The following is a 22,832-nucleotide window of genomic DNA, read 5'->3' as shown; positions in this document are numbered from 1 at the left end:
CGCGCACATAATCCGACAAGCCGATCCAGCCGAACAGCGAGAGCAGAATCAGCAGCAAACCGATCGATGGCTGGAAGATCGAGGCGAAAATAATCAGCAGGTACAGTTCGGGCAGCGAACCCCACACCTCGATGAAGCGCTGGAAGAACAGATCGACCTTGCCGCCGAGATAGCCCTGCACCGCCCCCGCCAGCATCCCGATCACCATGCCGATGGCCGTGAGCGCAAAGCCGAACAGCACCGACAAACGGAATCCGTAAATCAACCGGGCGGCGACATCGCGGCCCCGATCATCGGTGCCGAGCCAGTGCCGCGCATTGGGTGGCGCGGGATTCGGGACGGGATTGTAGTAATCGATGGTGTCGTAGGAAAACGGAATCGGCGCGCGCAGCAGCCAGCCGTGTTCACGGATTTTGGCAATGACGTAGGGATCGGTGTAATCGGCGTTGGTCGCGAAATCACCACCGAAGGTGGTTTCCGGGTAATCGTGAATCAAAGGGAGATAGAGTTGATGCTGATAAAGCACCAGCAAGGGCCGGTTGTTCGCCAGCAATTCTGCCCCAAGGCTCAACACGAACAGAATTGAAAACAGCCACAGGCTCAGATAACCGCGCCGGTGTCGCCGGAATCGCTGCCAAACCCGCCGCCAAGGGCCCAGGGATTGTGCTGGGGCGGTGACTTGGGATGCCTGCTCACTCATGTATTCACGGCCTGGAAATTGATGCGCGGATCAACCCACACATAGGCCAGATCGGACAAGAGCTTGCCGATCAACCCGATCAGCGTGAATACGTACAGCGTGCCGAGCACGACCGGGTAGTCGCGCTGGATGACGGCGTTATACGAGAGCAACCCCAGCCCGTCGAGCGAGAAAATGGTTTCGATCAACAGGCTGCCGGTAAAAAAGGCGCCGAGAAACGCTGCGGGAAACCCGGTCACGATCGGAATCAGGGCATTGCGGAATACATGACCGTACAGAATCCGCCGTTCGGACAAGCCCTTTGCGCGGGCGGTGAGCACGTATTGCTTGCGGATTTCTTCCAGAAAGCTGTTCTTGGTGAGCATCGTCATCACGGCAAAATTGCCGACCACCATCGCCGTAACCGGCAGCACGATGTGCCAGAGGTAATCGGCAATCTTGCCCAACAGCGAAAGCTGGTCGAAGTTATCGGACGTGAGGCCACGCAACGGAAACCACTGCCAGAAACTGCCGCCACCAAACAAAACGATCAGCACAAGGCCGAGCACAAAACCGGGAATGGCATAGCCGACGAGAATGAGGGTGCTCGTCACGGTGTCGAAACGCGAGCCGTCCCGCACAGCCTTGGCAATGCCCAGTGGAATCGAGACCAGATACGTGAGAAAGAACGTCCACAACCCGATACTGATGGAGACGGGCAGTTTTTCCAGAATCAGATCGGTGACCGAGCGCTGATAAAAATAGGACGTACCCAGATTGAACGTGAGGTAATTGCCCAGCATGTCGCCGAAGCGTTGCCAGGCGGGTTTATCAAACCCGTAAAATGACTTGATCTGGTCCAGCTGGCGGGCATCGAGCCCCTGATCGCCCCGATACAAGCCGCCCGACAAGCCGCCGCCGGATTCCGCCCCCGCCGCCCCGGCACCGCCCGATTTAAGCTGAGCGACGAGCTGCTCGACCGGCCCGCCGGGCACGAACTGAATCACCGCAAAGGAAATGGCGAGAATCCCGAACAGGGTCGGGATCATCAAGAGCAGCCGCTTGATAATGTAACCGGTCATTCGTTTGTTCTGGCCTTCTTCCGAGACGTCATCTGTTCACGCATCAGGCGCGCCACGGCCTGATCGTCGGCATCCGGCGACTGACTCAAGGCTGCGATCACGCCGGCCCGATCTTGCTCGCTGCGATTCTGGTTGAACTTGAACGTGGCCTGAATATCCGTGATGTCGATCTCGAACCCGACCAGCATCGCCATCAGATGCGCCCGCCGCTCGGGGTCGATATCAAACACCCACGGTTCTGGTCGCGCGGCCTCGTGGGTTTCGGTGAGTTCGGTGAGCATGGCAATCAGGCTGGCTTCATCTTCGATCAGCCGCACGGTACCCCGCACATGCACCGCCGCGTAATTCCAGGTTGGTACCCCGAAGTTCGTGTACCAACTCGGCGAAATGTACGTATGCGGGCCCTGGAATACGACCAGCACCTCCTCGCCATGGACAAAGTGTTGCCACTGCGGATTGGCGCGGGCGATATGACCGATGAGCTTGCCCTTGCCCTTAACAGGGCCTTGGCCCTGAACGGTTTTATCCCAATGGAGCATGAACGGTAGATGCGTCACCTCCGACCGCCCCTGATCGCAGGTGATCAATACCCCGAAGGGATAGGAGCGGATCATCTCGGCAATCTTGTCGTGATCGTTTTCCACAAAGGCGGGCGGGCGATACATTCTTGGCTCGCTTAATTCGTCGAAGGGGTGCCTGTCTGTTGTTGAACGACAGGACTTGATTCCGCCCCGGATGACGGCTTGGGATCGGAATCCTTGCAGTTGGCGATACAGACCACTGTTTTTTTCACGCCGCCGCCACAGCCCACATAGCATTGCTCGAAGTTCTGCTGACAAGGGCATGGCGCGCTGTCGCAGCGTTCGTGGATCAGACGTTTACGCTCCTCGGCCAGACTCGGTGCAACGGGCGGCGTGGGCGCATCATCGTAGTAATCATCGTAATAACCCGGACGCATCACCCAGCCATAGCCCGGCACAAACACCGGGTTGAAGAACCCCATGCGCAAGCTGCGATTGAGCTCGTAAAACTGCCGGTCGGTTTCGTACTGGCGGCGTTGCGCTTCGTAGGTTTTAAGCGCCGAATCAAAAGCCGCGCGCGCCGCTGGTTCAATATGCGCAATGCAGGATTGCCGCGCTGCTGAACAGGTGTTTTGGCATTGCTTGAGCGCATCCTGGCATTGAGCTACGCAGATCAACCCTTTGGCGGTTTGCGGGGGCGTGTAAGACGTTTGCGTAGCGTATTGCGGTGTGGCGCAGCCAGCCAATGTGCCTACCGCCAACAGCGGAAGGAGCCAGTTAAGAATCTTTCTAGCTACGTTGTTTTTGGGGAAGTTCATGTGTTTGCCACCAAGTTTGCATGACCCAGGTCATGGCATCGAAATAAAGCGGCAGCGGCTGGTGAAAACCGAATCGATTCCACCACGCCAGCCGATGCGCACCAATGTACCAGTTTGGCACAAGATATTCGCCCCAGAGCAGCACGCGATCCAGCGCGCGACAGGCCGTGACCAGCTCCGCCCGCGATTTGGCGTAGATGACCCGATCGATCAGCGCATCGACCACGGGGCTATCGACCCCCATGTAGTTGCTGGAACCATCTGTATGCGCTGCAGCACTGGCGAACCGATCCCGCAGTTCATTGCCCGGCGACTGCGATTCGCCATAGGCCACCACCGCCATATCGAAATCGAACCGATCCATCTTGCGTTGATATAGCGACACGTCAATCGTGCGGTAACTGACATCGATGCCGAGCCGTTTGAGGTTGTAGGCATAGGGCGCGACGATGCGTTCAAAACCGCGCATGGCCAGCGTGATTTCAAAGGAAAACGGCTGGCCCGCCGCATTTTTCAGCACGCCCTCTTCCACCCGCCAACCGGCCTCGGCCAGCAAATCACGCGCTTTGAGCAGGTTCACGCGCTGTTCGGCCGGATTGTTGGCGACGGGCACTTGATAGGGCTCACGGAACAACTCGGGCAGCAACTGGGCTTTGAAGGGTTCGAGCAGCGCCAATTCATCGCCTTGCGGCAGGCCGCGACAGGCCAGTTCACTGTTGCTGAAATAACTGTCGCAGCGCGTGTACTGGCCATAGAACAGATGCGTGTTCGACCAACCGAAATCCAGCGCCAGATCCATCGCCCGCCGCACCCGACGATCCGAGAACAGAGCCCGACGGGTATTCATGCCGAAGCCCTGCATCCCGGCGTTGTTTTTATGCGGTATTTCACGACGGATGATGCGGCCATCGGCGAAATTCGCGCCGGTATAATCGCGTGCCCAGCGCTTGGAATTGGTCTCGTAGAACACATCGAACTCGCCCGCCTTGAAGGCTTCGAGCGAGACGGTCTCGTCCTTGTAGTATTTGAATACGATCCGGTCGAAGTTGAACTGCCCCCGGCGCGCGGCCAGATCCTTCGCCCAGTAATCGGGATTGCGCTCAAAGGTGATGGTATTGCCGTAATCGACCCGACCCACGCGATACGGCCCGCTGGTCAAAAAAGCCTCGCGCGCCAGGCTGGCAAAATCACGACCCGCCAGCCAGCGTTCGGAGAATACCGGCAATTCACCAATAATCAGATGCAGTTCGGGATTGACTCGCTTGAAGTTAAACCGCACATGCCGCGCATCGGTCAGTTCGGCTCCAGCGATATCCCCCCAGTACATTCGATAGCGCGGATGCGCCTGATTGCTCATGAGCGTATTGAAGCTGAACAGCACATCCTGCGCCGTGACCGGGCTGCCATCATGGAAACGTGCTTTGGCATTGATGCGAAAAGTAATCGACAAGCCATCCGTCGCCAGATCGGCGCGATCGGCCAGCAAGCCATAGGCTGAAAACGGCTCATCCCAGGCCCGCGCGGTCAGGTTTTCAAAACACAGTTCATTCAAGCCCGAGGCTGCCAAGCCTTTCAACACAAACGGGTTGAGCGAGTCGAAGTTGCCAAAGACCGACAGCGCCAACCGCCCACCCTTGGGCGCATCGGGATTCACATAATCAAATGCCGTAAAATCGGCCGGATATTTGGGGGAATAGCCCAGCGCGTCGGCAAATCCGGCGGCATGACCGGCCTGACTGAAAATACCTGCGCCAACCGCCAAAGTACCTGTCGCCAGCAAATGGCGAAGGAAATCCCGGCGTGCACGCTGGTCGTCACCCAATATATCGTTCAGCAAGGGATGCTCGTTGTTCATTTCAACCGTACACTATTGCTATTGACCACGCGGCCAAGCGTGGCTCAGGTTTCGACCGGCCTGATGGTTTGGTACTTTTTTAATCAACATGAGGAACATGATATGGGATTTTTAAGCGGCAAACGTGCCTTGATCGTGGGTATTGCGAACAATCGCTCCATTGCATCGGGCATTGCCGAAGCCATGCACCGGGAAGGAGCCGAGCTGGCGTTCACCTATCTGAACGATCGCTTCAAGGAAAAAGTCGAAAAAGCGACGGCGGACCTGGGTTCGAACATCTATCTGCCACTGGATGCCACATCCGACGAGCAGATCGATGCGCTGTTCCCGGCACTTGCCGAACATTGGCCGGAAGGCTTCGATATTCTGGTGCACTCCATCGCCTTCGCCCCACGTGAAGCCCTGGATGGCGACTATCTCGACGGCATGTCGCGCGAAGCCTTCCGTGTGGCCCACGATGTGTCCGCCTACTCGCTGGCCGCACTGGCCAAGGCAGGCCGCGAGACGATGCGTGATAACGGCGCGATCGTCACGCTATCCTATCTGGGCGCCGAACGCGTGATGCCGAACTACAACGTGATGGGCGTCGCCAAAGCCGCACTCGAAGCGAATGTGCGCTATCTGGCCGGATCTTTGGGCGGTCGGGGTATTCGCGTGAATTCGGTCTCCGCCGGACCGATCAAGACGCTGGCCGCTTCCGGTATCGGCGAGTTCAAGGGCTTCCTCGATTACGTCGCCCTCAACTCACCATTGAAGCGCAACGTCACCATCGAGCAGGTCGGCAACACCGCCGCCTTCCTGTGCTCGGATCTCGCATCCGGCATCACCGGCGAGAATGTCTACGTTGATTCGGGGTACTTCATCACCGGCATGGGCCAGTGCCCGAAATAAGAAAGGGATCAGAAACCGTAGCCGTTGGCTGGATAAATTCCCTCCTCTTGCCCCCTTTGACACAGGGATCAGAAATAAGCTCCCCTTTGAAAAAGGGGCCAGTTTTGCTCCCCCCTTTTGAAAAAGGGGGGCTGGGGGGATTTAAGAAGTCGCCTGCCTTGTCGATAAATCCCCCTCGATCCCCCTTTGAAAAAGGGGGAAGCGGGTAGGTGGTTCTCTTTGAAAATTGGGACCAGCTTTGCCCTCCACCTTTGAAAAAGGGGAGCAGTTTACCCCCCCTTTGAAAAAGGGGGGGCTGGGGGGGGATTTAAGAAGTCGCCCGCCTTGTCGATAAATCCCCCTCGATCCCCCTTTGAAAAAGGGGGAAGCGGGTAGGTGGTTCTCTTTGAAAATTGGGACCAGCTTTGCCCCCCACCTTTGAAAAAGGGGTCCAGTTTACCCCCCCTTTGAAAAAGGGGGGCTGGGGGGATTTAAGAAGTCGCCTGCCTTGTCGATAAATCCCCCTCGATCCCCCTTTGAAAAAGGGGGAAGCGGATAGGTGATTCTCTTAAAACGTGCTGGATATGCCTTACACACAAAAGTTCGGATAGGTTCGGCCCGACAGGCTTCTAAAAGCCGATCCCTAATTAAGGCGTAGCTGTTTTCTCGGCTTTTTGGTGGATGGTGATTTTGGCTTCATCTCGCAGGGCTTTGAGCAACACGCCCAAGGTTTGCTGCGCTTGCGCCTGCTGGATTTGGGCAGAAAGCGCCTGCTTGTCCTGCTCGCTGATCGCGGTTGGATCACCATCTTTGATCGCCTTGACGACCACCAGTGCTTCATTGCCGTCACTCAGAGCCAGGGCCTTGCTGGCCAGTTGTCCAGCCGGTGCCGGAGGCAGGGCAAACGCCGCCTGAATCGCTTCGGCGGGAATCGGGGCATCACGCGCCGTCCGCTTGAGCCACACCGGCGCCACCCAGGTTGCACCGGCCGCTGTTGCCGCCGCTTGCGGATCCGTACCGGCATTCAGTGTCTTGGCGATGCGCTCCGCCGCATCGGCCAATGCCTTGTCGGTGGCCTGTTCTTTGAGTGTTTTGGCAATCTGATCCTTCACCTCGGCCAGCGTCAGTGGCGTTTGCGGCTCATGCTGATCCACGCGAATCACGACAGCGTGGTTTGCGCCCAGCTCAATCAGGTTGCTGTTCAGTTTCTGCTTGAGCACTTCCTTGGAGAAGGCCGCCTGGCGAACTTTCTCGTTCGCCGCAATGCCCGTACCGCTGTTCCGGTTGAGCCAATCGCTGGTCTGCACTTTCAAGCCCAACGCCTCGGCCGAGGGGATCAGGCTATCGGGATGCTCGTAGGATTGATTGGATAGTTTTTCGCCTTCATCGTAATAAATCTTTTCGATTTGGCGTTCTTTGGCCGCCGCTACCATTTTGTCGCGAACATCCGCCAGCGGCTTGATGTCGGGATGGCTCTCTTTGGTCACCTCGATCAGGTGCCAACCAAATTCCGTGCGCACCGGCTCGCTGATTTCGCCGACCTTGAGGGCATCCATCGCATCTTCGAATGGCTTGACCATTTGACCGGGCGCAACCTCACCGAGGTCGCCGCCCTTGTCTTTCGAACCCGGATCATCGGAAACCGCCCGTGCTTCATCTGCGAAGCTGGTCTTGCCGGAAACAATCGCGGCCCGAGCCGCCAAGGCTTTTTTCTTGGCCGCTTCAACCGCGGCACCATCCGCATTCTTCGGCACCGCAATCAGGATATGCCGCACCGAGCGTGTGACCTGTGCTTTTTGTTTTTTCACATAATCGGCATAGGCCTGCTCAACCTGGGCATCCGTCACCTTGACCGAAGGCGCCAGTGTTTGCGGCGACAACTCGATGTACCGGAGTTTTACCCGCTCAGGACGGATAAATTCGGCCTTGTGTGCCGCATAGTAGGCCTCGATCTGCGCATCGGTCGGCGCAGGAACGGTGTCGACCACGCGGGCGCGTTCCAGACGGAACATGCCGATTTCACGCGTCTGATCACGCAATTTGACGATCTGATCCAACTCGGGCGCTGTCACGATCGTGCTTTCGCTGATCGCATTTTCCAGCGTCTGCATGACGATATCCTGTTTCAGGCCGGCCTCGAAGTTGGCGACAGTCGTTCCGCGCGCTGCCACGAAGGCTTCGTATTTCTTGACGTCAAACACGCCATTGGTCTTGAATGCGGGCTCAGAGCGAATCAGATCGGCCACCACGGCATCCGGCGCCCGAAACCCTGCCTTTTGCACGAATACCCGCAACACGCGCTCATTGATCATCTGATCGAGCACCTGCTGATCGAGATTCAGACTCTGCAGCATCTCTGCCGAAACGCTGCCACCGAGTTTCTGAATAATGGCCTGACGCTGTTGACTGACCGCCTGCTCGAACGCTTGCTGGGAAATCGGCAAACCATCGACTTCGGCCACAGGCTTGTTTGCCCCACCGCTGAAATACTCGCCCACCCCCCACAACACGAAGGGCACACTGATTAAGCCGATGATCGCGTAGGCGATCCACCCCTGAATGCGTTCCCGCAAGTCCATCAACATAGCATCAATACCTTAAAAAACTTAAAAGCCCGCCGGAGCAGGCAACTGGCCATTGTTGTGGTGCATCAAGTGCAACCGGGAGAATGATACTCCCTATAAAAAAACAGGGACGTTCCCGCCCCTGCTTTTTGTACTTACCTCAGTAATTCACCCCATGGCGCAGTTTGGATATGGCCGGACGAACCCGAAGTATCGAACGGCTCAGTTAACGGCGTCTTTCAACCCTTTACCGGCCTTGAATGAAGGCAGGCGGGATGCAGCGATTTCAATGGTTTCGCCTGAACGCGGGTTACGGCCGGTACGGGCTTCACGCTCACGAACCAGGAAGGTGCCGAAACCGACGAGAGTCACTTGGTCGCCTTTTTTCAGCGCATCACCAACCGCTTCGATAAACGCATCAAGCGCTGCCGCAGATTCAGTTTTCTTCATTCCGCTTTTGGCAGCCATCGCGTCGATCAGTTCTGATTTATTCATGTCGTTGCAATCCTTTTCTTCTGGGGTTAATACAGGGGTTAGGTTTCTAGTTTCTAGGTGTCGGATTCTGCAGGCAGTACCCGCAACAATCAACCAATTCCGATTACGCTCACCTAAGTCCAGACGCTTTTATACAAGCCACACTGGCGTGCTGTCAACAAAGTCCGGACATTTGGCGCATCAATGGGTAGAGAAAAGCACGAAATACGCTCAAAGCCAACCCGAACGCGGATCGGCTGGGCGTTAACTCTGCACGAAAAATCCGCGATCGGTATCGAAATTAATGCGCATGCGCACTCTGGTCGTCGGGTCGCTTGGCCTCGACGGTTGGTACCGACTCTTTTATCTCGACGGGCTTTGGCGTCGGCGGGGTAACCAGGGCCAAATCCAGCACTTCATCGATCCAGCGCACCGGTCGAATATCCAGCGAGGATTTGATTTTCTCAGGAATTTCAACCAGATCCTTGCGGTTTCCTTCCGGAATCAGAACCAGCTTGATACCACCTCGCTGCGCCGCCAGGAGCTTTTCCTTGAGCCCGCCAATCGGCAGCACTTCACCACGCAGGGTGATCTCGCCCGTCATCGCCACGGTCGACTTGACCGGAATACCCGTCAGCGCCGAGACGATGGTCGTGCACATCGCGCCCCCGGCCGAAGGGCCATCCTTCGGTGTCGCGCCCTCGGGCACGTGCACGTGGATATCCACCTTCTGGCTGAAGTCCGGATCGATCCCCAGCGAAACCGCCCGTGCACGCACGACCGTCATCGCAGCCTGAATCGACTCCTGCATCACCTCGCCCAACTGGCCTGTGTACTTGAGGTTACCTTTACCCGGCATGGTCGCCGCTTCAATCGTCAGCAGGTCGCCGCCCACTTCCGTCCAGGCCAGACCCGTCACCTGCCCGACCTGATCGGGATGTTCGACCTTGCCGAAATCGAAACGATGAACGCCAAGATACTGATCCAGCGAGCTGGAATCGACGGTAATCGGTGGCTTTTCTTCATTCGTGACGAGTTTGCGCACCACCTTGCGCGATACCTTGGCCAGTTCGCGCTCAAGGTTCCGCACACCGGCTTCACGGGTGTAGTAGCGAATCACATCGCGAACCGCTGATGTATCGATGACAAGCTCCTTGTCCTTCAAGCCGTTCTTTTCCAACTGCTTGGGCAACAGATAGCGCTCGGCGATCTCGGTCTTCTCGTCTTCGGTGTAGCCGGCAATACGAATCACTTCCATCCGGTCCAACAACGGGCCCGGGATATTCAGGCTGTTGGCCGTGCACACAAACATGACCTCGGACAAATCGATGTCCATATCCATGTAGTGATCGGCAAACGCTTTGTTTTGCTCGGGGTCCAGAACCTCCAGCAAGGCCGAAGCCGGATCGCCCCGGAAATCGGAAGCCATCTTGTCGATCTCATCGAGCAGAATCAGCGGATTGCGGGAACCGATCTTGCTCAGCGTCTGCACGATCCGGCCCGGCAAGGCGCCGACATAAGTCCGACGATGGCCGCGAATCTCGGCATCGTCGCGCACGCCACCTAGGGCGATGCGGCCGAATTTCCGGTTGGTGGCCTTGGCAATCGACTGACCGAGCGAGGTTTTACCCACACCCGGCGGGCCGACCAGACATAGAATCGGGCCATTCATTTTGCGCACGCGCTGCTGCACCGCGAGATACTCGAGAATCCGCTCCTTGACCTTCTCCAGGCCGAAGTGATCGGCTTCCAGCACCTGCTCCGCAACGCCCAGATCGTGCTTGATCTTGGTCCGCTTCTTCCATGGCACGGCGATAATCCAGTCCAGATAGTTACGCACGACCGATGCCTCGGCGGACATGGGCGACATCATCTTGAGCTTGTTGAGCTCGGATTTGGCCTTGTCGAGCGCTTCCTTGGGCATACCGGCAGTCAGAATCTTGCGCTCCAACTCGTCGAGATCGCTTCCGCCCTCCTCCAGATCGCCCAGTTCTTTCTGAATGGCTTTCATCTGTTCGTTCAGATAATACTCGCGCTGGCTTTTTTCCATTTGCTGCTTCACGCGGCCACGGATGCGTTTCTCAACCTGCAAGGTGTCGATTTCCGATTCGATCAGCACCATGAGGTGCTCGATCCGCGCGTGCAGATCGATGGTTTCCAGAATCTTCTGCTTTTCTTCGAGACTGAGCGCCATATGGGCGGCGATGGTATCGGCCAGGCGCGAGACATCATCGATGCCAGCCAACGATGTCAGCACCTCTGGTGGCGTTTTCTTGTTGAGTTTGACATACCCGTCGAACTGGTTGAGCAACGTACGTGCTTCCACTTCCAGCTCGCGATCAGGCTGTGCTTTCGGCTCTTCAATCGCATGCACTTCGGCCACCAGATACTGGTCAACCTCGTGCACCTGCACGCAGCGTACGCGCTCGATGCCCTCGACGAGCACTTTGATCGTGCCGTCCGGCAATTTGTGCAGTTGAAGAATGGAAGCCAACGTGCCTACGGCATGCAGATCCTTGCGGCCCGGATCGTCAAGCTCGGCATCCTTCTGAGCGACAAGCAGCAATTGTTTGTTGCCCTTGATGGCTTCCTCCAGCGCGGACACGGACTTCTCCCGTCCCACGAACAGAGGGATCACCATATGGGGGTAAACCACCACATCCCGCAGCGGCAGAACCGGAACGGTACGAGGTGCACCGGCGATGACTTCAGATGTTGTGTCGTTATGTGGCATATGTTTTACCTGTGTGACGCGCCGAATGGCGGTAAGGTGAACGGATACGAATAGAGCATAGCCAATAGTTAATGCCGAATGGCAACTTTTCAAGTCGCAGGCGCAGAAAAGCGATCCACGATCAAGGAAAACATCCTGAATATGATGTTTCATTGCTGCGTCGGAACCACTCAGTGGACTTGCAAAAAAATCCCGCCAAGCAGCGGGATTTCAATTACGCCCTATAAAGCCGGGGAAAAGTTACTTATCGGAAGCTGCCTTGGGTAGGCTTTCGGCCTGATCAAAGAGCAGGTAGGGCGCATTCTCACCACGCACAACCGAGGCATCCACGACGACCTTCTTCACATTCTCGGTAGAAGGCACCTCGAACATCGTATCGAGCAGCACATGCTCGACGATGGTCCGCAGTCCACGCGCGCCGGTTTTGCGCTTGATGGCCTGACGTGCCACTTCGCGGAGCGCATCTTCACGCAGATCAAGCTCTACGCCTTCCATTTCGAACAGACGCATGTACTGCTTGGTCAACGCATTCTTCGGCTCGACCAGAATCTTGACCAACGCCGCTTCATCCAGTTCATTCAGCGTCGCGATGACCGGCAACCGACCAATGAACTCGGGAATCAGACCATAACGCGTCAAATCCTCCGACTCGATCTGGGTCAGCAGTTCATCGGCCGCCCGCTTGTCATCCTTGGATTTCACTTCCGCAGAGAAGCCGATACCGCCTTTCTCGATCCGCTGACGGATGATGCTATCCAGCCCGGAGAAGGCACCGCCGCAGATGAACAGGATATTGGTCGTATCCAGCTGCACGAACTCCTGCTGCGGATGCTTGCGGCCCCCCTGGGGCGGCACGGAAGCCTGCGTGCCCTCGATGAGCTTGAGCAATGCCTGCTGCACACCCTCACCGGATACATCCCTTGTGATCGACGGGTTCTCGGATTTACGGGTGATCTTGTCGATCTCGTCAATGTAGACGATGCCGTGCTGCGCTTTCTCGACGTCGTAGTCACAACGCTGCAACAGTTTCTGCAGAATGTTTTCGACATCTTCGCCCACGTAACCCGCTTCGGTCAGCGTGGTGGCATCGGCGATAGCGAATGGCACATCCAGCACACGTGCCAGCGTTTGAGCCAACAACGTCTTGCCGGAGCCCGTCGGGCCGATCAGAAGAATATTGGATTTTGACAGTTCAACCGGTTCGGAATCACTGTCCTTATCCTTCTCGGCCACCTTGTGTGTCGAACCGAACAGGTTCAAACGCTTGTAATGGTTATACACCGCGACGGCCAGAGCTCGTTTTGCCTGCTGCTGGCCGATGACATACTCGTCCAGCGCCTCAACCAGTTCTTTGGGCGTCGGCAGGCGGGCCGGACTTTCATCCTTGGCTGCGGAGATTTCCTCGCGGAGGATGTCGTTGCAAAGCTCGACACACTCATCGCAGATATAAACCGATGGACCGGCAATGAGCTTGCGGACTTCGGCCTGCGGCTTACCGCAGAAGGAACAGGACAGATCCTGTTCGGTTTTTGTACTTTTAGCCATAATCAGCCTCTGTCTGTGATCAAACCGGGCAAGTTTCGAGCCCAGTTTCAGTCATTCGCATCACGCGCGTTTATCCAGCACCGCGTCAATCAAACCATATTCAACCGCTTCGGATGCCGACAGGAATTTGTCCCGGTCCGTATCTTTTTCGATCACTTCCATCGGCTGATTACAGTGCTTGGCCAGAACGCCATTCAAACTATGACGCAATTTGATGATTTCTTCCGCATGAATCTTGATGTCGGAAGCCTGCCCCTGGAATCCGCCCAAAGGTTGGTGAATCATCACCCGCGAGTTCGGCAAGGCAAACCGCTTGCCCGGCTCGCCACCCGCCAGCAGGATGGAACCCATGCTGGCTGCCTGACCGATGCACAGCGTCGAGACATGCGGCTTGATGAACTGCATGGTGTCGTAGATCGACATGCCCGCCGTCACCACGCCGCCGGGCGAGTTGATGTACAGATGGATATCCTTGTCCGGATTTTCCGATTCCAGAAACAGCAACTGCGCCACGATCAGGTTGGCCATGTGGTCTTCAATCGGACCGATCACGAATACAACCCGCTCCTTGAGCAGGCGGGAGTAGATGTCATACGCGCGTTCGCCGCGGGATGTCTGTTCGACGACCATGGGCACCAATGCGGCCAGTTCCGGCGCAGACAGGCCTGCTGTAGTTTGAGAACCGAAGATCATACATTCTCCCTCATGAATTCTAGCCGAGCGCCGCTGATTCGACACCCCGGGCGGATGGAGTTAAAACAAAAAACGCGATCAACACAACACATGAACTGTGGCGGTTGATCGCGACTTTTCAATCTGTCTATAGAAAAAAATGCTGAAAGATCTGCGTGGTGCTCAATCAGGCCTGTGGGGCCGGATTCATCACCGATTTGAATTCCTGTGATTTTTTGGTCACCTTGGCTTTGGACAACACGTGATCAACGGCTTGCTGCTCCAGTACTACCGTGCGGGCATTGCTCATCATTTCACGATCAGATTTGTAAGTCGCAACGACTTGCTCCGGCTCATCATACGCGGCGGCAATGTCATTGATGAATTCGTCGACCAAGGCATCGTCAACCTGCAAATCGGCAGACTTGACGATTTCCATGATCACCAGGCCCATCTTGACGCGTTTGGATGCCTGCTCGCTGAACAGGCTGGCGTCGAGCGCGCTGGCATCGGCATGAGGCATTTGCTGGCGCACGAACCCATCACGCATGGCAACTGCTTCTTCATCGACCAGTGCTTTGGGCACATCAAAAGTCAGGCTGTCGGTCACGGCAGTCAGCACCACGTCCTTGGTCTGACGCTTGAGCGCCTGCCTGAGTTCGCGCTCCATGTTCTTGCGCACATCAGACTCCAATTCAGCCACTGAGGCAGAACCGAAACGGGCGGCAAATTCGTCGTCCAACTCGGGTAGCACTTTCTCTTCGACCGCTGTCGCAGTCACGGTGAATTGCGCGGTTTTGCCCTTGAGGTTTTCTACGGGATAGTCTTCGGGGAAGGCCACATCAAACACACGTTCAGGTTCGCCCACGGCAATACCAGCCAGACCTTTTTCGAAGTCCGCCAACATGCGGTTTTCTCCAAGCACAACCTGCATGCCTTCGCCGCTACCGCCCTGGAATGCTTCGCCATCGACCTTGCCGTCGAAATTCACGGTAACCCGATCACCATCCTTGGCCGCACGATCCACTGATTTCCAGTCGGCATGCTGTTCACGCAGTGTCGCGAGCATGTCGGCCACATCGGCGTCGGTTACTTCGGCTGTTGAGATTTCAATTTCAAGGGCGGAAAGATCGCCCAGTTCGAATTCGGGATAAACTTCAACGGCAGCCACAAATTTGAGGTTTTCACCCGGTTGCCCTTCGACGGACTCAATCGAGGGGTTGCCCGCCGGACGCAGCTTCTGCTCGGCGATGGCGGCCTGATAGTTGCGCCCCATGACGTCGCCGACCACCTCATCGCGTACCTGGCCTTCATAGCGCTGACGCACGACCGGCAAAGGCGCCTTGCCCGGACGGAAACCATCCAGACGTACGCGGCGGGACATATCCTTGATGCGGCGATCGACTTCGACATCGATTTCACTGGCAGGTACTTCAATCGCCAAACGACGGATCAAACCTTCTGATGACTGCAATTCAACCTGCATGGTCACTCAACCTCAAACTTCTTCATATCTAAAAAAATAATCAAGGCGATGCCCTGATCAGGAATATGGTGCGAGAGAAGAGACTCGAACTCTTACGCCAAAGGCGCTGGAACCTAAATCCAGTGCGTCTACCAATTCCGCCACTCTCGCTGAAACGTTTCGTTTTCGGCATTTGGACAGCCCGTGCGACCTCAATCGCAACTCGCCGTTGCCAAATCCGCTCGGATCAAACAGGCGGGGGAGTATACCTGAGCTTATCGGCAAGCCCAAACTCATACCCGCGCCAATACACCTACATCGGCATGCCAGGAATGCGCCCCTTGAGCGCGCGCATCATTTTTTTCATGCCGCCACCGGAGAATTTTTTCATCATGTCGCTCATGTCACGGTGCTGCTTCAGCAACCGGTTGACATCGTGTACCTGCATCCCCGAACCCAGTGCAATCCGGCGCTTGCGCGAGCCTTTGATCAACTCGGGGTGCAACCGTTCCTGGATTGTCATGGAGTTGATGATGGCAATCATGCGATGCACGTCACGATCCTCGATATTCGCTTTTGCATCCGCCGTCAGCTTGCCCATACCCGGCAACTTGTCCATCAAGCCACCAATGCCCCCCATGTTGAGCATTTGCTGGAATTGATCGCGCATATCAACGAGGGTGAAACCTTTGCCTGCCCGCACCTTCTCGGCCAAAGCCTGAGCCTTGCTGGTGTCGAGATTACGCTGCGCTTCTTCCACCAGAGAAACCACATCGCCCATGCCAAAGATTCGTGAGGCAATCCGATCGGGATGGAAGGGCTCAAGCGCGTCAAGCTTTTCGCCCATCCCGATGAATTTGATGGGTTTGCCGGTAATGGCGCGAACCGACAGCGCCGCCCCGCCGCGCGCATCGCCATCGGCCTTGGTGAGTACAACACCGGTCAGCGGCAGCACTTCATTGAAGGCCTTGGCGGTATTGGCCGCATCCTGGCCTGTCATGGCATCGACGACGAACAGGGTTTCCACCGGATTCAGTGCGGCGTGCAGCTGGCGCACTTCGTCCATCATCTCGGCATCGACATGCAACCGACCCGCCGTATCGACAATCAGCACGTCGTAAAAACCGACGCGCGCCTGCTTCAAGGCAGCCTGCACGATATCCAGGGGCTTTTGCCCCGCATCGGAAGGGAAAAAATCGACGCCGACCTGGCCGGCGACCGTTTCGAGCTGTTTGATCGCGGCCGGGCGATACACGTCCGCACTGACGACCAGCACTTTTTTGTGTTCGCGCGTACGCAGAAGTCGACCGAGCTTGCCGACGGTGGTGGTTTTACCCGCCCCCTGCAAACCGGCCATCAGCACGACAGCCGGCGGTTGGGCAGCCAGATTAAGTGCCGAGTTCTCGGCGCCCATCAACGCGGTCAGCTCATCGCTGACGATCTTGATGAACACCTGCCCCGGCTTGAGGCTTTTGATGACCTCGGCACCAACGGCGCGTTCCTTGACCTGATTGACGAAATCACGCACCACCGGCAAGGCAACATCGGCCTCCAGCAAGGCCATCCGCACTTCACGCAGGGCGTCCTTGATGTTGTCTTCGGTTAACCGCCCCTGCCCGCGCAGCCCATCGAACAGACCGCCGAGCCGCTGGGAAAGATTTTCAAACATGCGCGCGTACCATCTCGATCATTAACTCAAATCGGCTGGAAAGAGGCTCAGTCGCCACGGCCATACCGCTTGCGATCCAGCTCCGTCAGCCATTTCTTGCGGATGCGAATCGAGGCCGGGGTCACTTCGACCAGCTCGTCATCATCGATGAATTCCAGTGCCTGCTCCAGCGTGAACCGGATCGGCGTCACGAGGGTGAGCGCCTCATCCGTACCCGATGCCCGCATATTGGTGAGCTTTTTCCCCTTGAGGACGTTGACGGTCAGGTCGTTGTCGCGTGAATGGATGCCCACGACCTGGCCTTCGTAGACTTCATCCCCGTGGCCGATCATCATCTTGCCCCGATCCTGCAGGTTGTACAGCGCATAAGACAACGCCTTGCCGGTTTCGTTGGCGATCAGCACCCCGTTGATGCGCTGGCCCACGTTGCCCGGCTTGTATTCACCGTAATGGTCGAATACTGAGAACAGCAGACCGGTGCCTTGCGTGGCCGTCATGAACTCGGTTCTAAAACCGATCAGGCCACGCGAAGGAATGATGTATTCAAGGCGCACACGGCCTTTGCCATCGGGTTCCATATTCCGCAATTCCGCACGGCGGGTACCCAGTTTTTCCATGACCGCGCCCTGATTCTGCTCTTCGATATCCACGACGAGCTGCTCGTAAGGTTCCTGCTTGACGCCATCGACTTCGCGGATGATGACCTCGGGGCGACCAACGCCCATCTCAAACCCTTCGCGGCGCATGTTTTCGATCAATACCGAAAGGTGCAATTCACCGCGGCCGGACACACGGAATTTATCGCCTTCCTCGGTATCTTCAACGCGCAACGCGACGTTATGCAGCAATTCTTTGTGCAAACGATCACGAATCTGGCGGCTGGTGATGTATTTGCCTTCCTTGCCAGCGAACGGTGAGGTATTGACGTTAAAGGACATGCTCACGGTCGGTTCATCGACCGTCAGCGGCGGCAGCATTTCCACGTGATCCGGATCGCAGATGGTGTCGGAAATCAGAAGCGGGTCGAGACCGGAGAACACGATGATGTCGCCCGCCTGCGCGCTCGGCACTTCAATCCGCTCCAAACCATGAAAACCCATGATCTGAAGGATGCGGCCCGAGCGGATGTTGCCGTCGCGGTCGATGACCTTGACCTGCGTATTGGTTTTAACCCGGCCGCGGGAAATACGACCGATACCCATGACGCCCATGTACGGGTTGTAATCGAGGCTGGAAACCTGCATCTGGAAAGGGCCATCGGCATCCACATCCGGTGCTGGCACAGAGTCGACAATCGTCTGGTACAACGGGGTCATGTCGCCTTCACGAACGGAGTCGTCCAGACCGGCATAACCATTCAGGGCCGAGGCGTAGACAATCGGGAAGTCGAGTTGCTCGTCGGTCGCACCCAGGCGATCAAAAAGGTCGAAAACCTGATCCACCACCCACTGCGGACGGCTGCCGGGGCGGTCAATCTTGTTGATGACCACGATCGGCTTCAAGCCATGCTCGAACGCTTTTTGCGTGACGAAACGGGTTTGCGGCATCGGGCCATCAACGGCGTCCACCAGCAGCAGCACGGAATCGACCATCGACAGCACACGCTCCACTTCACCGCCGAAGTCGGCGTGTCCGGGCGTATCGACGATGTTGATGCGGTACTCTTCGCCTTTCGGGCTGGTCCAGCGGATGGCGGTGTTTTTCGCGAGGATGGTGATGCCGCGCTCTTTCTCGATTGCGTTGGAATCCATCATCCGCTCACCGGTGTCGGTACGGGCGTCCAGGGTACCGGATTGTTGCAGCAGTTTATCGACCAGAGTGGTTTTACCGTGGTCAACGTGGGCGATAATGGCAATGTTACGCAAATGAGAAATCACAGGAGCATCCATAAATAAGGAATAAATTGGTGCGGCAGTATACCTGAACCCGCGTGTTTCTGGCAGCGTGGCCGGGTAAAATATTGGAATTATTCAAAGATCCGGGGGTCTTGCCAATCAATATCGGTCAAGGTATCCGCCCAGTACCCGTCAAGAACGGCCATCGTATGCGGGTCGCGCATCACGCCCACGGTCCGCAAGCCAGCACGGCGCGCAAAACCCATGAGCATGGGCGTGCTGGCGATGAAGAGGATCCGCTCGGGCGACACTTCCATTTCTTCCGCCAGATCAAGCCAGGTCTGGGTCTGGCGCCATTGCGGGAGTGGTCTTTCGATAACCACAAATGCTTCACCAAAAAACGAAAACAGCCGTGGGTCGTAACGCCGCGCGTCAGTCGTGATGCCAACCACCCTCAACCCCTGGGCGCGCCAATGTTCAAACGCGCCAAGCACGTCCGCAAACAATTCCGGCGCACCACCGGTACGAACCTGAAAGAGCGCCGCCAAATCAACCCACACTGCCTGAACGATCATTATCAGTCCTCATATATTCGCCTCATAGTACGTATAGAATGAAGCACATCAAACCCACCGCCGAAGAACACCACATGACAATCCACTTCACCAAAATGCACGGACTGGGCAACGATTTCATGGTCATCGACGCCATCAATCAAGCCATCGAACTGAATCCGGAACAGATCAGGCAGTGGGCCGATCGGCATTTCGGCATCGGCTTCGATCAATTGCTGATCGTCGAGCCACCCAAAACCGCCGACACCTTGTTCACCTATCGCATATTTAACGCAGACGGTGGCGAGGTGGAGCAATGCGGCAACGGTGCGCGCTGCTTTGCCCGATATGTGCACGACAAAGGATTGACCGCCGAGAAAGAAATCCCCGTTGGCACCGCCAGTGGCCGGATTGTGCTTCATATCACCGATTCAGGCGATGTCACTGTCGACATGGGGCGACCGATGTTCACCCCCGCCAATATCCCCTTCATCACCGAACAGGAAGCCACAAGTTATCCATTAACGCTTGATGACGGCAGTGAGTGGCTCATTGATGCAGTTTCCATGGGCAATCCACACGCCGTGCTGGAAGTCGAAGACGTCAACACGGCCCCGGTCGGTCATATCGGCCCGATGATCGAACACCATCGACAGTTCCCCAATCGAGTAAATGTGGGTTTTATGCAAATCATCGACCGCCAGCACATCCGACTGCGTGTATTCGAGCGCGGCACCGGCGAAACACTCGCCTGCGGTACCGGCGCCTGCGCAGCGGTTGTCAGCGGCATTCGTCGAAACCGGCTTGATTCCCCCTGCCTTGTCGACGTTCGTGGCGGAAGACTCTCTGTGGCATGGACGGGCAAAACCCAAGACTCGGTATTGATGACCGGCCCAGCTCAAAGCGTTTTTGAAGGGCAAATTACCCAAAGCATCGCGTGAACCCGGGCCGCACCATCCCTAAATGCAACATAAAAACAACATCAATTTTAAAAAAACAACACTTGCCCACCCAACCAAAACCCAAGAGCAACGAACGAAAACACACCAAAAAGTTGAAAAAACCGAAACATAAGTTAATGAAAATAAATCATAAGGCAGCAACAAGCAAAATACTTATATAAATAAATAAGCATTTACTAATACACAACCCACTGATTTATTAATATTTTTTCGCGCACCCTCAATTTTCTTGAATTCACTCGGTTTACATTTCTGTTACCTTACGCGGGCCTCGAAGCAACCCGTCATCAGAATGTGGGCACCCGCATAGCGGGAAACGAGTAGATGTGCGCCCGACCCAGAGATGGAAACGGGCGCAAAAACAATCAATCAGGAGACTGGATAAAAATGGTATTCAAACGTTCACTACTGGCCGCATCGGTTGCCGCCACCTTGATCGCCTCAGGCGCTGCGCACGCTACCAACGGTTATTTTTCTCACGGTTACGGCGTGAAAAGCATGGGTATGGGCGGCAGCGGCGTAGCACTGCCGAACGACAGCGCGATGATCATCGCCACCAACCCGGCTGGCATCACTGAAACCGGCACACAGGTGAACTTTGACATCTCCTGGTTCCACCCTGTTCGCGGGTACAGTCAAACAAGCAACAGCGGAATGTTTGACGCCTCAGCTGAAAGCAATAGCAACAACTTTTACATTCCCGAACTGTCCGCCAGCTATGCCATCAATGATACCAGTTCCATTGGTATTGCAATTTACGGCAACGGCGGAATGAACTCAGATTATTCGAGCACCGCGACAAGCCTATTTGGGGCGGGCAACACAGGCCCGTTCGCATCACGAAACCCAAGCACCGGTGCACTTATGGGCGGCGGAGAAGGTGGCGTAAATCTCCAACAAATGTTTATTGCACCAACCTACGCGCACAAATTCATGGACGGCAAGCTCTCCGTGGGCGCGAGCATCCTGTTTGCACGCCAAACCATAAAGGTCAAGGGGTTAGGCGCATTTGACAATGCGATGTACTCCACCGATCCAGGCTATGTGACAGGGAACGAAGTATCTCACTCTACAGGATGGGGTGGGAAAATCGGTGTTCTATTCCATGCAACAGACATGATTTCATTAGCTGCAAGCTACCAAACCAAAATGGCGATGAGCAAGTTTGACGAATATAAAGGCCTGTTCGCAGAAGGTGGAAAGTTTGATATTCCATCCACATGGACGGTTGGTGGTGCCTTCCATGTTGCCCCGGCTTGGACGTTGACTGCAGACTTCCAGCGCATTAACTACTCTGGTGTTAAATCAATTGCGAACACGTCTACAACCCTTGGAACGAATCAACTAGGCGCTGATAACGGCCCGGGTTTTGGATGGAAAGACGTCAACGTAGTCAAACTCGGTGCACAATGGCAAATGACTCCAGCTCTGCAGTTGCGCGTCGGCTTCAACCACGGCACCAACCCGATTAGTTCACAAGATGTTGTGTTCAATACCTTAGCGCCGGGTGTAGTTAAAAACCATTACACTGCCGGTCTCACCTATGCCATTGACCAGCACCAAGAAGTAAGTGGGGCATTTATGTACGCACCTGACGTTACCGTAACAGGGCCAAACAATGCCGTTGCTGCATACGACCCTTCAACCACAACCACCATCCACATGAAGCAGTACGAAGCCACTATCGGTTATGCCTACAAGTTCTAATCGAATATCTATCGATTAAGAATGTTTTATACCGCCCTCACGGGGCGGAAACCGGCAAAAACCCCGCTCTCTTATCGAGGCGGGGTTTTTTATTACTTGCAAAACCTTCACCACAATTGATCCACCCCAATCTCAAGCCTATCCTCGTTACGCAAAGCCACCGGTGAATTTCTACCGTACCATTGCGAAAAGGTATTCCTTACCATCGCCCTACTCAAAAATCCTAGGCAGATACAGATAAGTATGAGCAAACTCTGAGCAGATATTGTCTCCAAATTTGCTAGGGTTTTGTGTCTTCTTCCAAGGAAGTCAGCCATTCAAGCGCCTGCGCTTGCGACTCACCACACATCTCAATACTCGGGCTTAATCCTGAACAGCATCGAGGTCGTTCCGGTTTGCCGAAAATAGCGCAACGAAAGTCATCAGTCAGTTGAACGCAAGCCACCCCCGCAGGTTTACCGCGCTCCATACCTGGAATTGGGCTGGAGATAGAAGGAGCAATACAACAAGCCCCGCACCCAGCACGACACTCGAAGGAATGAGGGCTTGTCATTAGAAACACCTTGTTCAATACGTACGATATTTGAACATTACCAGAGAGGCTCTGGACTTCACCTATTATTCACATACGACCGTGGAAAAACTTAGGGGGAGAAATACTGGCAAATACCAGCTTGGCAATAACACAGGCCGTCGCGTCAATATTGGTGAGCGCCGACCTGCAAGAGCAACAGCTTATCCTGCACAGATCACGGGGTAGCAAGCAAAAACAAAGGCGACCCTTTCGGAATCGCCTTACGTAAAAATATTATGGCGGAGAAAGAGG

At 55.8% G+C, this 22,832-nt stretch carries 18 protein-coding genes and 1 tRNA gene; 3 read left to right on the top strand and 16 right to left on the bottom strand.

The genetic code is table 11. The annotated features are described in order from the left end of the window. The 5 genes from PHD44_RS09495 to PHD44_RS09475 form a co-directional block, all read right to left on the bottom strand. The coding region (locus PHD44_RS09495) for an ABC transporter permease (RefSeq protein WP_300190867.1) at window positions 1–700 on the bottom strand (700 nt) is incomplete at its 3' end. Continuing rightward, window positions 697–1,761: a microcin C ABC transporter permease YejB gene (locus tag PHD44_RS09490; RefSeq protein ID WP_300190864.1), complete on the bottom strand. Its 1,065-nt coding sequence runs from the start codon at window positions 1,759–1,761 to the stop codon at window positions 697–699. The genes PHD44_RS09495 and PHD44_RS09490, both read right to left, overlap by 4 nt. After that, window positions 1,758–2,426: an FMN-binding negative transcriptional regulator gene (locus PHD44_RS09485; RefSeq protein WP_300190862.1), complete on the bottom strand. Its 669-nt coding sequence runs from the start codon at window positions 2,424–2,426 to the stop codon at window positions 1,758–1,760. The genes PHD44_RS09490 and PHD44_RS09485 overlap by 4 nt, the downstream gene beginning before the upstream one ends. An 11-nt stretch (window positions 2,427–2,437) precedes the next feature. Then, window positions 2,438–3,100, bottom strand: coding sequence for a hypothetical protein (locus PHD44_RS09480; protein ID WP_300190859.1), 663 nt, complete (start codon window positions 3,098–3,100; stop codon window positions 2,438–2,440). After that, on the bottom strand, window positions 3,072–4,937 hold the full coding sequence (locus tag PHD44_RS09475) for an extracellular solute-binding protein (protein WP_300190856.1): 1,866 nt from the start codon (window positions 4,935–4,937) through the stop codon (window positions 3,072–3,074). Before PHD44_RS09475 ends, PHD44_RS09480 begins: the two co-directional genes overlap by 29 nt. Before the next feature lie 120 nt (window positions 4,938–5,057). On the opposite strand from PHD44_RS09475, the gene PHD44_RS09470 reads away from it, so the two are divergent. After that, window positions 5,058–5,846, top strand: a complete 789-nt coding sequence (locus tag PHD44_RS09470) for an enoyl-ACP reductase (protein ID WP_300190853.1) — start codon at window positions 5,058–5,060, stop codon at window positions 5,844–5,846. Window positions 5,847–6,472: 626 nt separating this feature from the next. Here the strand turns inward: PHD44_RS09470 and PHD44_RS09465 are convergent. From PHD44_RS09465 to PHD44_RS09420, 10 genes are all read right to left on the bottom strand, one after another. Next, complete coding sequence (locus PHD44_RS09465; protein WP_300190850.1) at window positions 6,473–8,410, bottom strand: SurA N-terminal domain-containing protein; 1,938 nt, start codon at window positions 8,408–8,410, stop codon at window positions 6,473–6,475. Between the two features lie 201 nt (window positions 8,411–8,611). Continuing rightward, the gene (locus PHD44_RS09460) at window positions 8,612–8,884 is read right to left on the bottom strand and encodes an HU family DNA-binding protein (protein ID WP_012823283.1); all 273 of its coding nucleotides are present in this window, start codon (window positions 8,882–8,884) and stop codon (window positions 8,612–8,614) included. Between the two features lie 280 nt (window positions 8,885–9,164). After that, a complete protein-coding gene (lon, locus tag PHD44_RS09455) occupies window positions 9,165–11,597 on the bottom strand; it encodes an endopeptidase La (RefSeq protein WP_300190848.1) in 2,433 nt (810 codons plus the stop codon). Between the two features lie 240 nt (window positions 11,598–11,837). Further along, window positions 11,838–13,142 (bottom strand): ATP-dependent Clp protease ATP-binding subunit ClpX, encoded by a 1,305-nt coding sequence (gene clpX, locus PHD44_RS09450; RefSeq protein ID WP_300190845.1) that lies wholly within the window; start codon window positions 13,140–13,142, stop codon window positions 11,838–11,840. 60 nt (window positions 13,143–13,202) lie between these two features. Further along, on the bottom strand, window positions 13,203–13,835 hold the full coding sequence (clpP, locus tag PHD44_RS09445; protein WP_300190842.1) for an ATP-dependent Clp endopeptidase proteolytic subunit ClpP: 633 nt from the start codon (window positions 13,833–13,835) through the stop codon (window positions 13,203–13,205). Between the two features lie 166 nt (window positions 13,836–14,001). Then, window positions 14,002–15,300: a trigger factor gene (gene tig / locus PHD44_RS09440; protein ID WP_300190838.1), complete on the bottom strand. Its 1,299-nt coding sequence runs from the start codon at window positions 15,298–15,300 to the stop codon at window positions 14,002–14,004. Window positions 15,301–15,366: 66 nt separating this feature from the next. Further along, window positions 15,367–15,450: transfer RNA gene (locus tag PHD44_RS09435), tRNA-Leu, on the bottom strand. Between the two features lie 142 nt (window positions 15,451–15,592). After that, entirely contained in the window at window positions 15,593–16,948 is a 1,356-nt protein-coding gene (gene ffh, locus PHD44_RS09430) for a signal recognition particle protein (RefSeq protein WP_300190835.1), read from the bottom strand. A gap of 47 nt (window positions 16,949–16,995) precedes the next feature. Beyond that, complete coding sequence (gene typA, locus PHD44_RS09425) at window positions 16,996–18,825, bottom strand: translational GTPase TypA (protein ID WP_300190832.1); 1,830 nt, start codon at window positions 18,823–18,825, stop codon at window positions 16,996–16,998. An 89-nt stretch (window positions 18,826–18,914) separates the two neighbouring features. Continuing rightward, window positions 18,915–19,358, bottom strand: coding sequence for a hypothetical protein (locus PHD44_RS09420; RefSeq protein WP_300190829.1), 444 nt, complete (start codon window positions 19,356–19,358; stop codon window positions 18,915–18,917). Between the two features lie 74 nt (window positions 19,359–19,432). Here PHD44_RS09420 and dapF point away from each other — a divergent pair, with 74 nt between their 5' ends. Together dapF and PHD44_RS09410 are read left to right on the top strand one after the other, a co-directional pair. After that, window positions 19,433–20,278: a diaminopimelate epimerase gene (dapF, locus tag PHD44_RS09415; RefSeq protein ID WP_300190869.1), complete on the top strand. Its 846-nt coding sequence runs from the start codon at window positions 19,433–19,435 to the stop codon at window positions 20,276–20,278. Window positions 20,279–20,686: 408 nt separating this feature from the next. After that, window positions 20,687–22,006: an OmpP1/FadL family transporter gene (locus tag PHD44_RS09410; RefSeq protein WP_300190826.1), complete on the top strand. Its 1,320-nt coding sequence runs from the start codon at window positions 20,687–20,689 to the stop codon at window positions 22,004–22,006. Window positions 22,007–22,286: 280 nt separating this feature from the next. Here the strand turns inward: PHD44_RS09410 and PHD44_RS09405 are convergent, their stop codons facing one another. Then, the gene (locus PHD44_RS09405; protein WP_300190824.1) at window positions 22,287–22,559 is read right to left on the bottom strand and encodes a YkgJ family cysteine cluster protein; all 273 of its coding nucleotides are present in this window, start codon (window positions 22,557–22,559) and stop codon (window positions 22,287–22,289) included. Window positions 22,560–22,832: the final 273 nt, after the last annotated feature.

Origin of the sequence: Halothiobacillus sp., assembly GCF_028710545.1 — a bacterium.
GTDB lineage: Bacteria > Pseudomonadota > Gammaproteobacteria > Halothiobacillales > Halothiobacillaceae > Halothiobacillus.
This window is presented reverse-complemented; position numbering and strand designations above follow the sequence as displayed.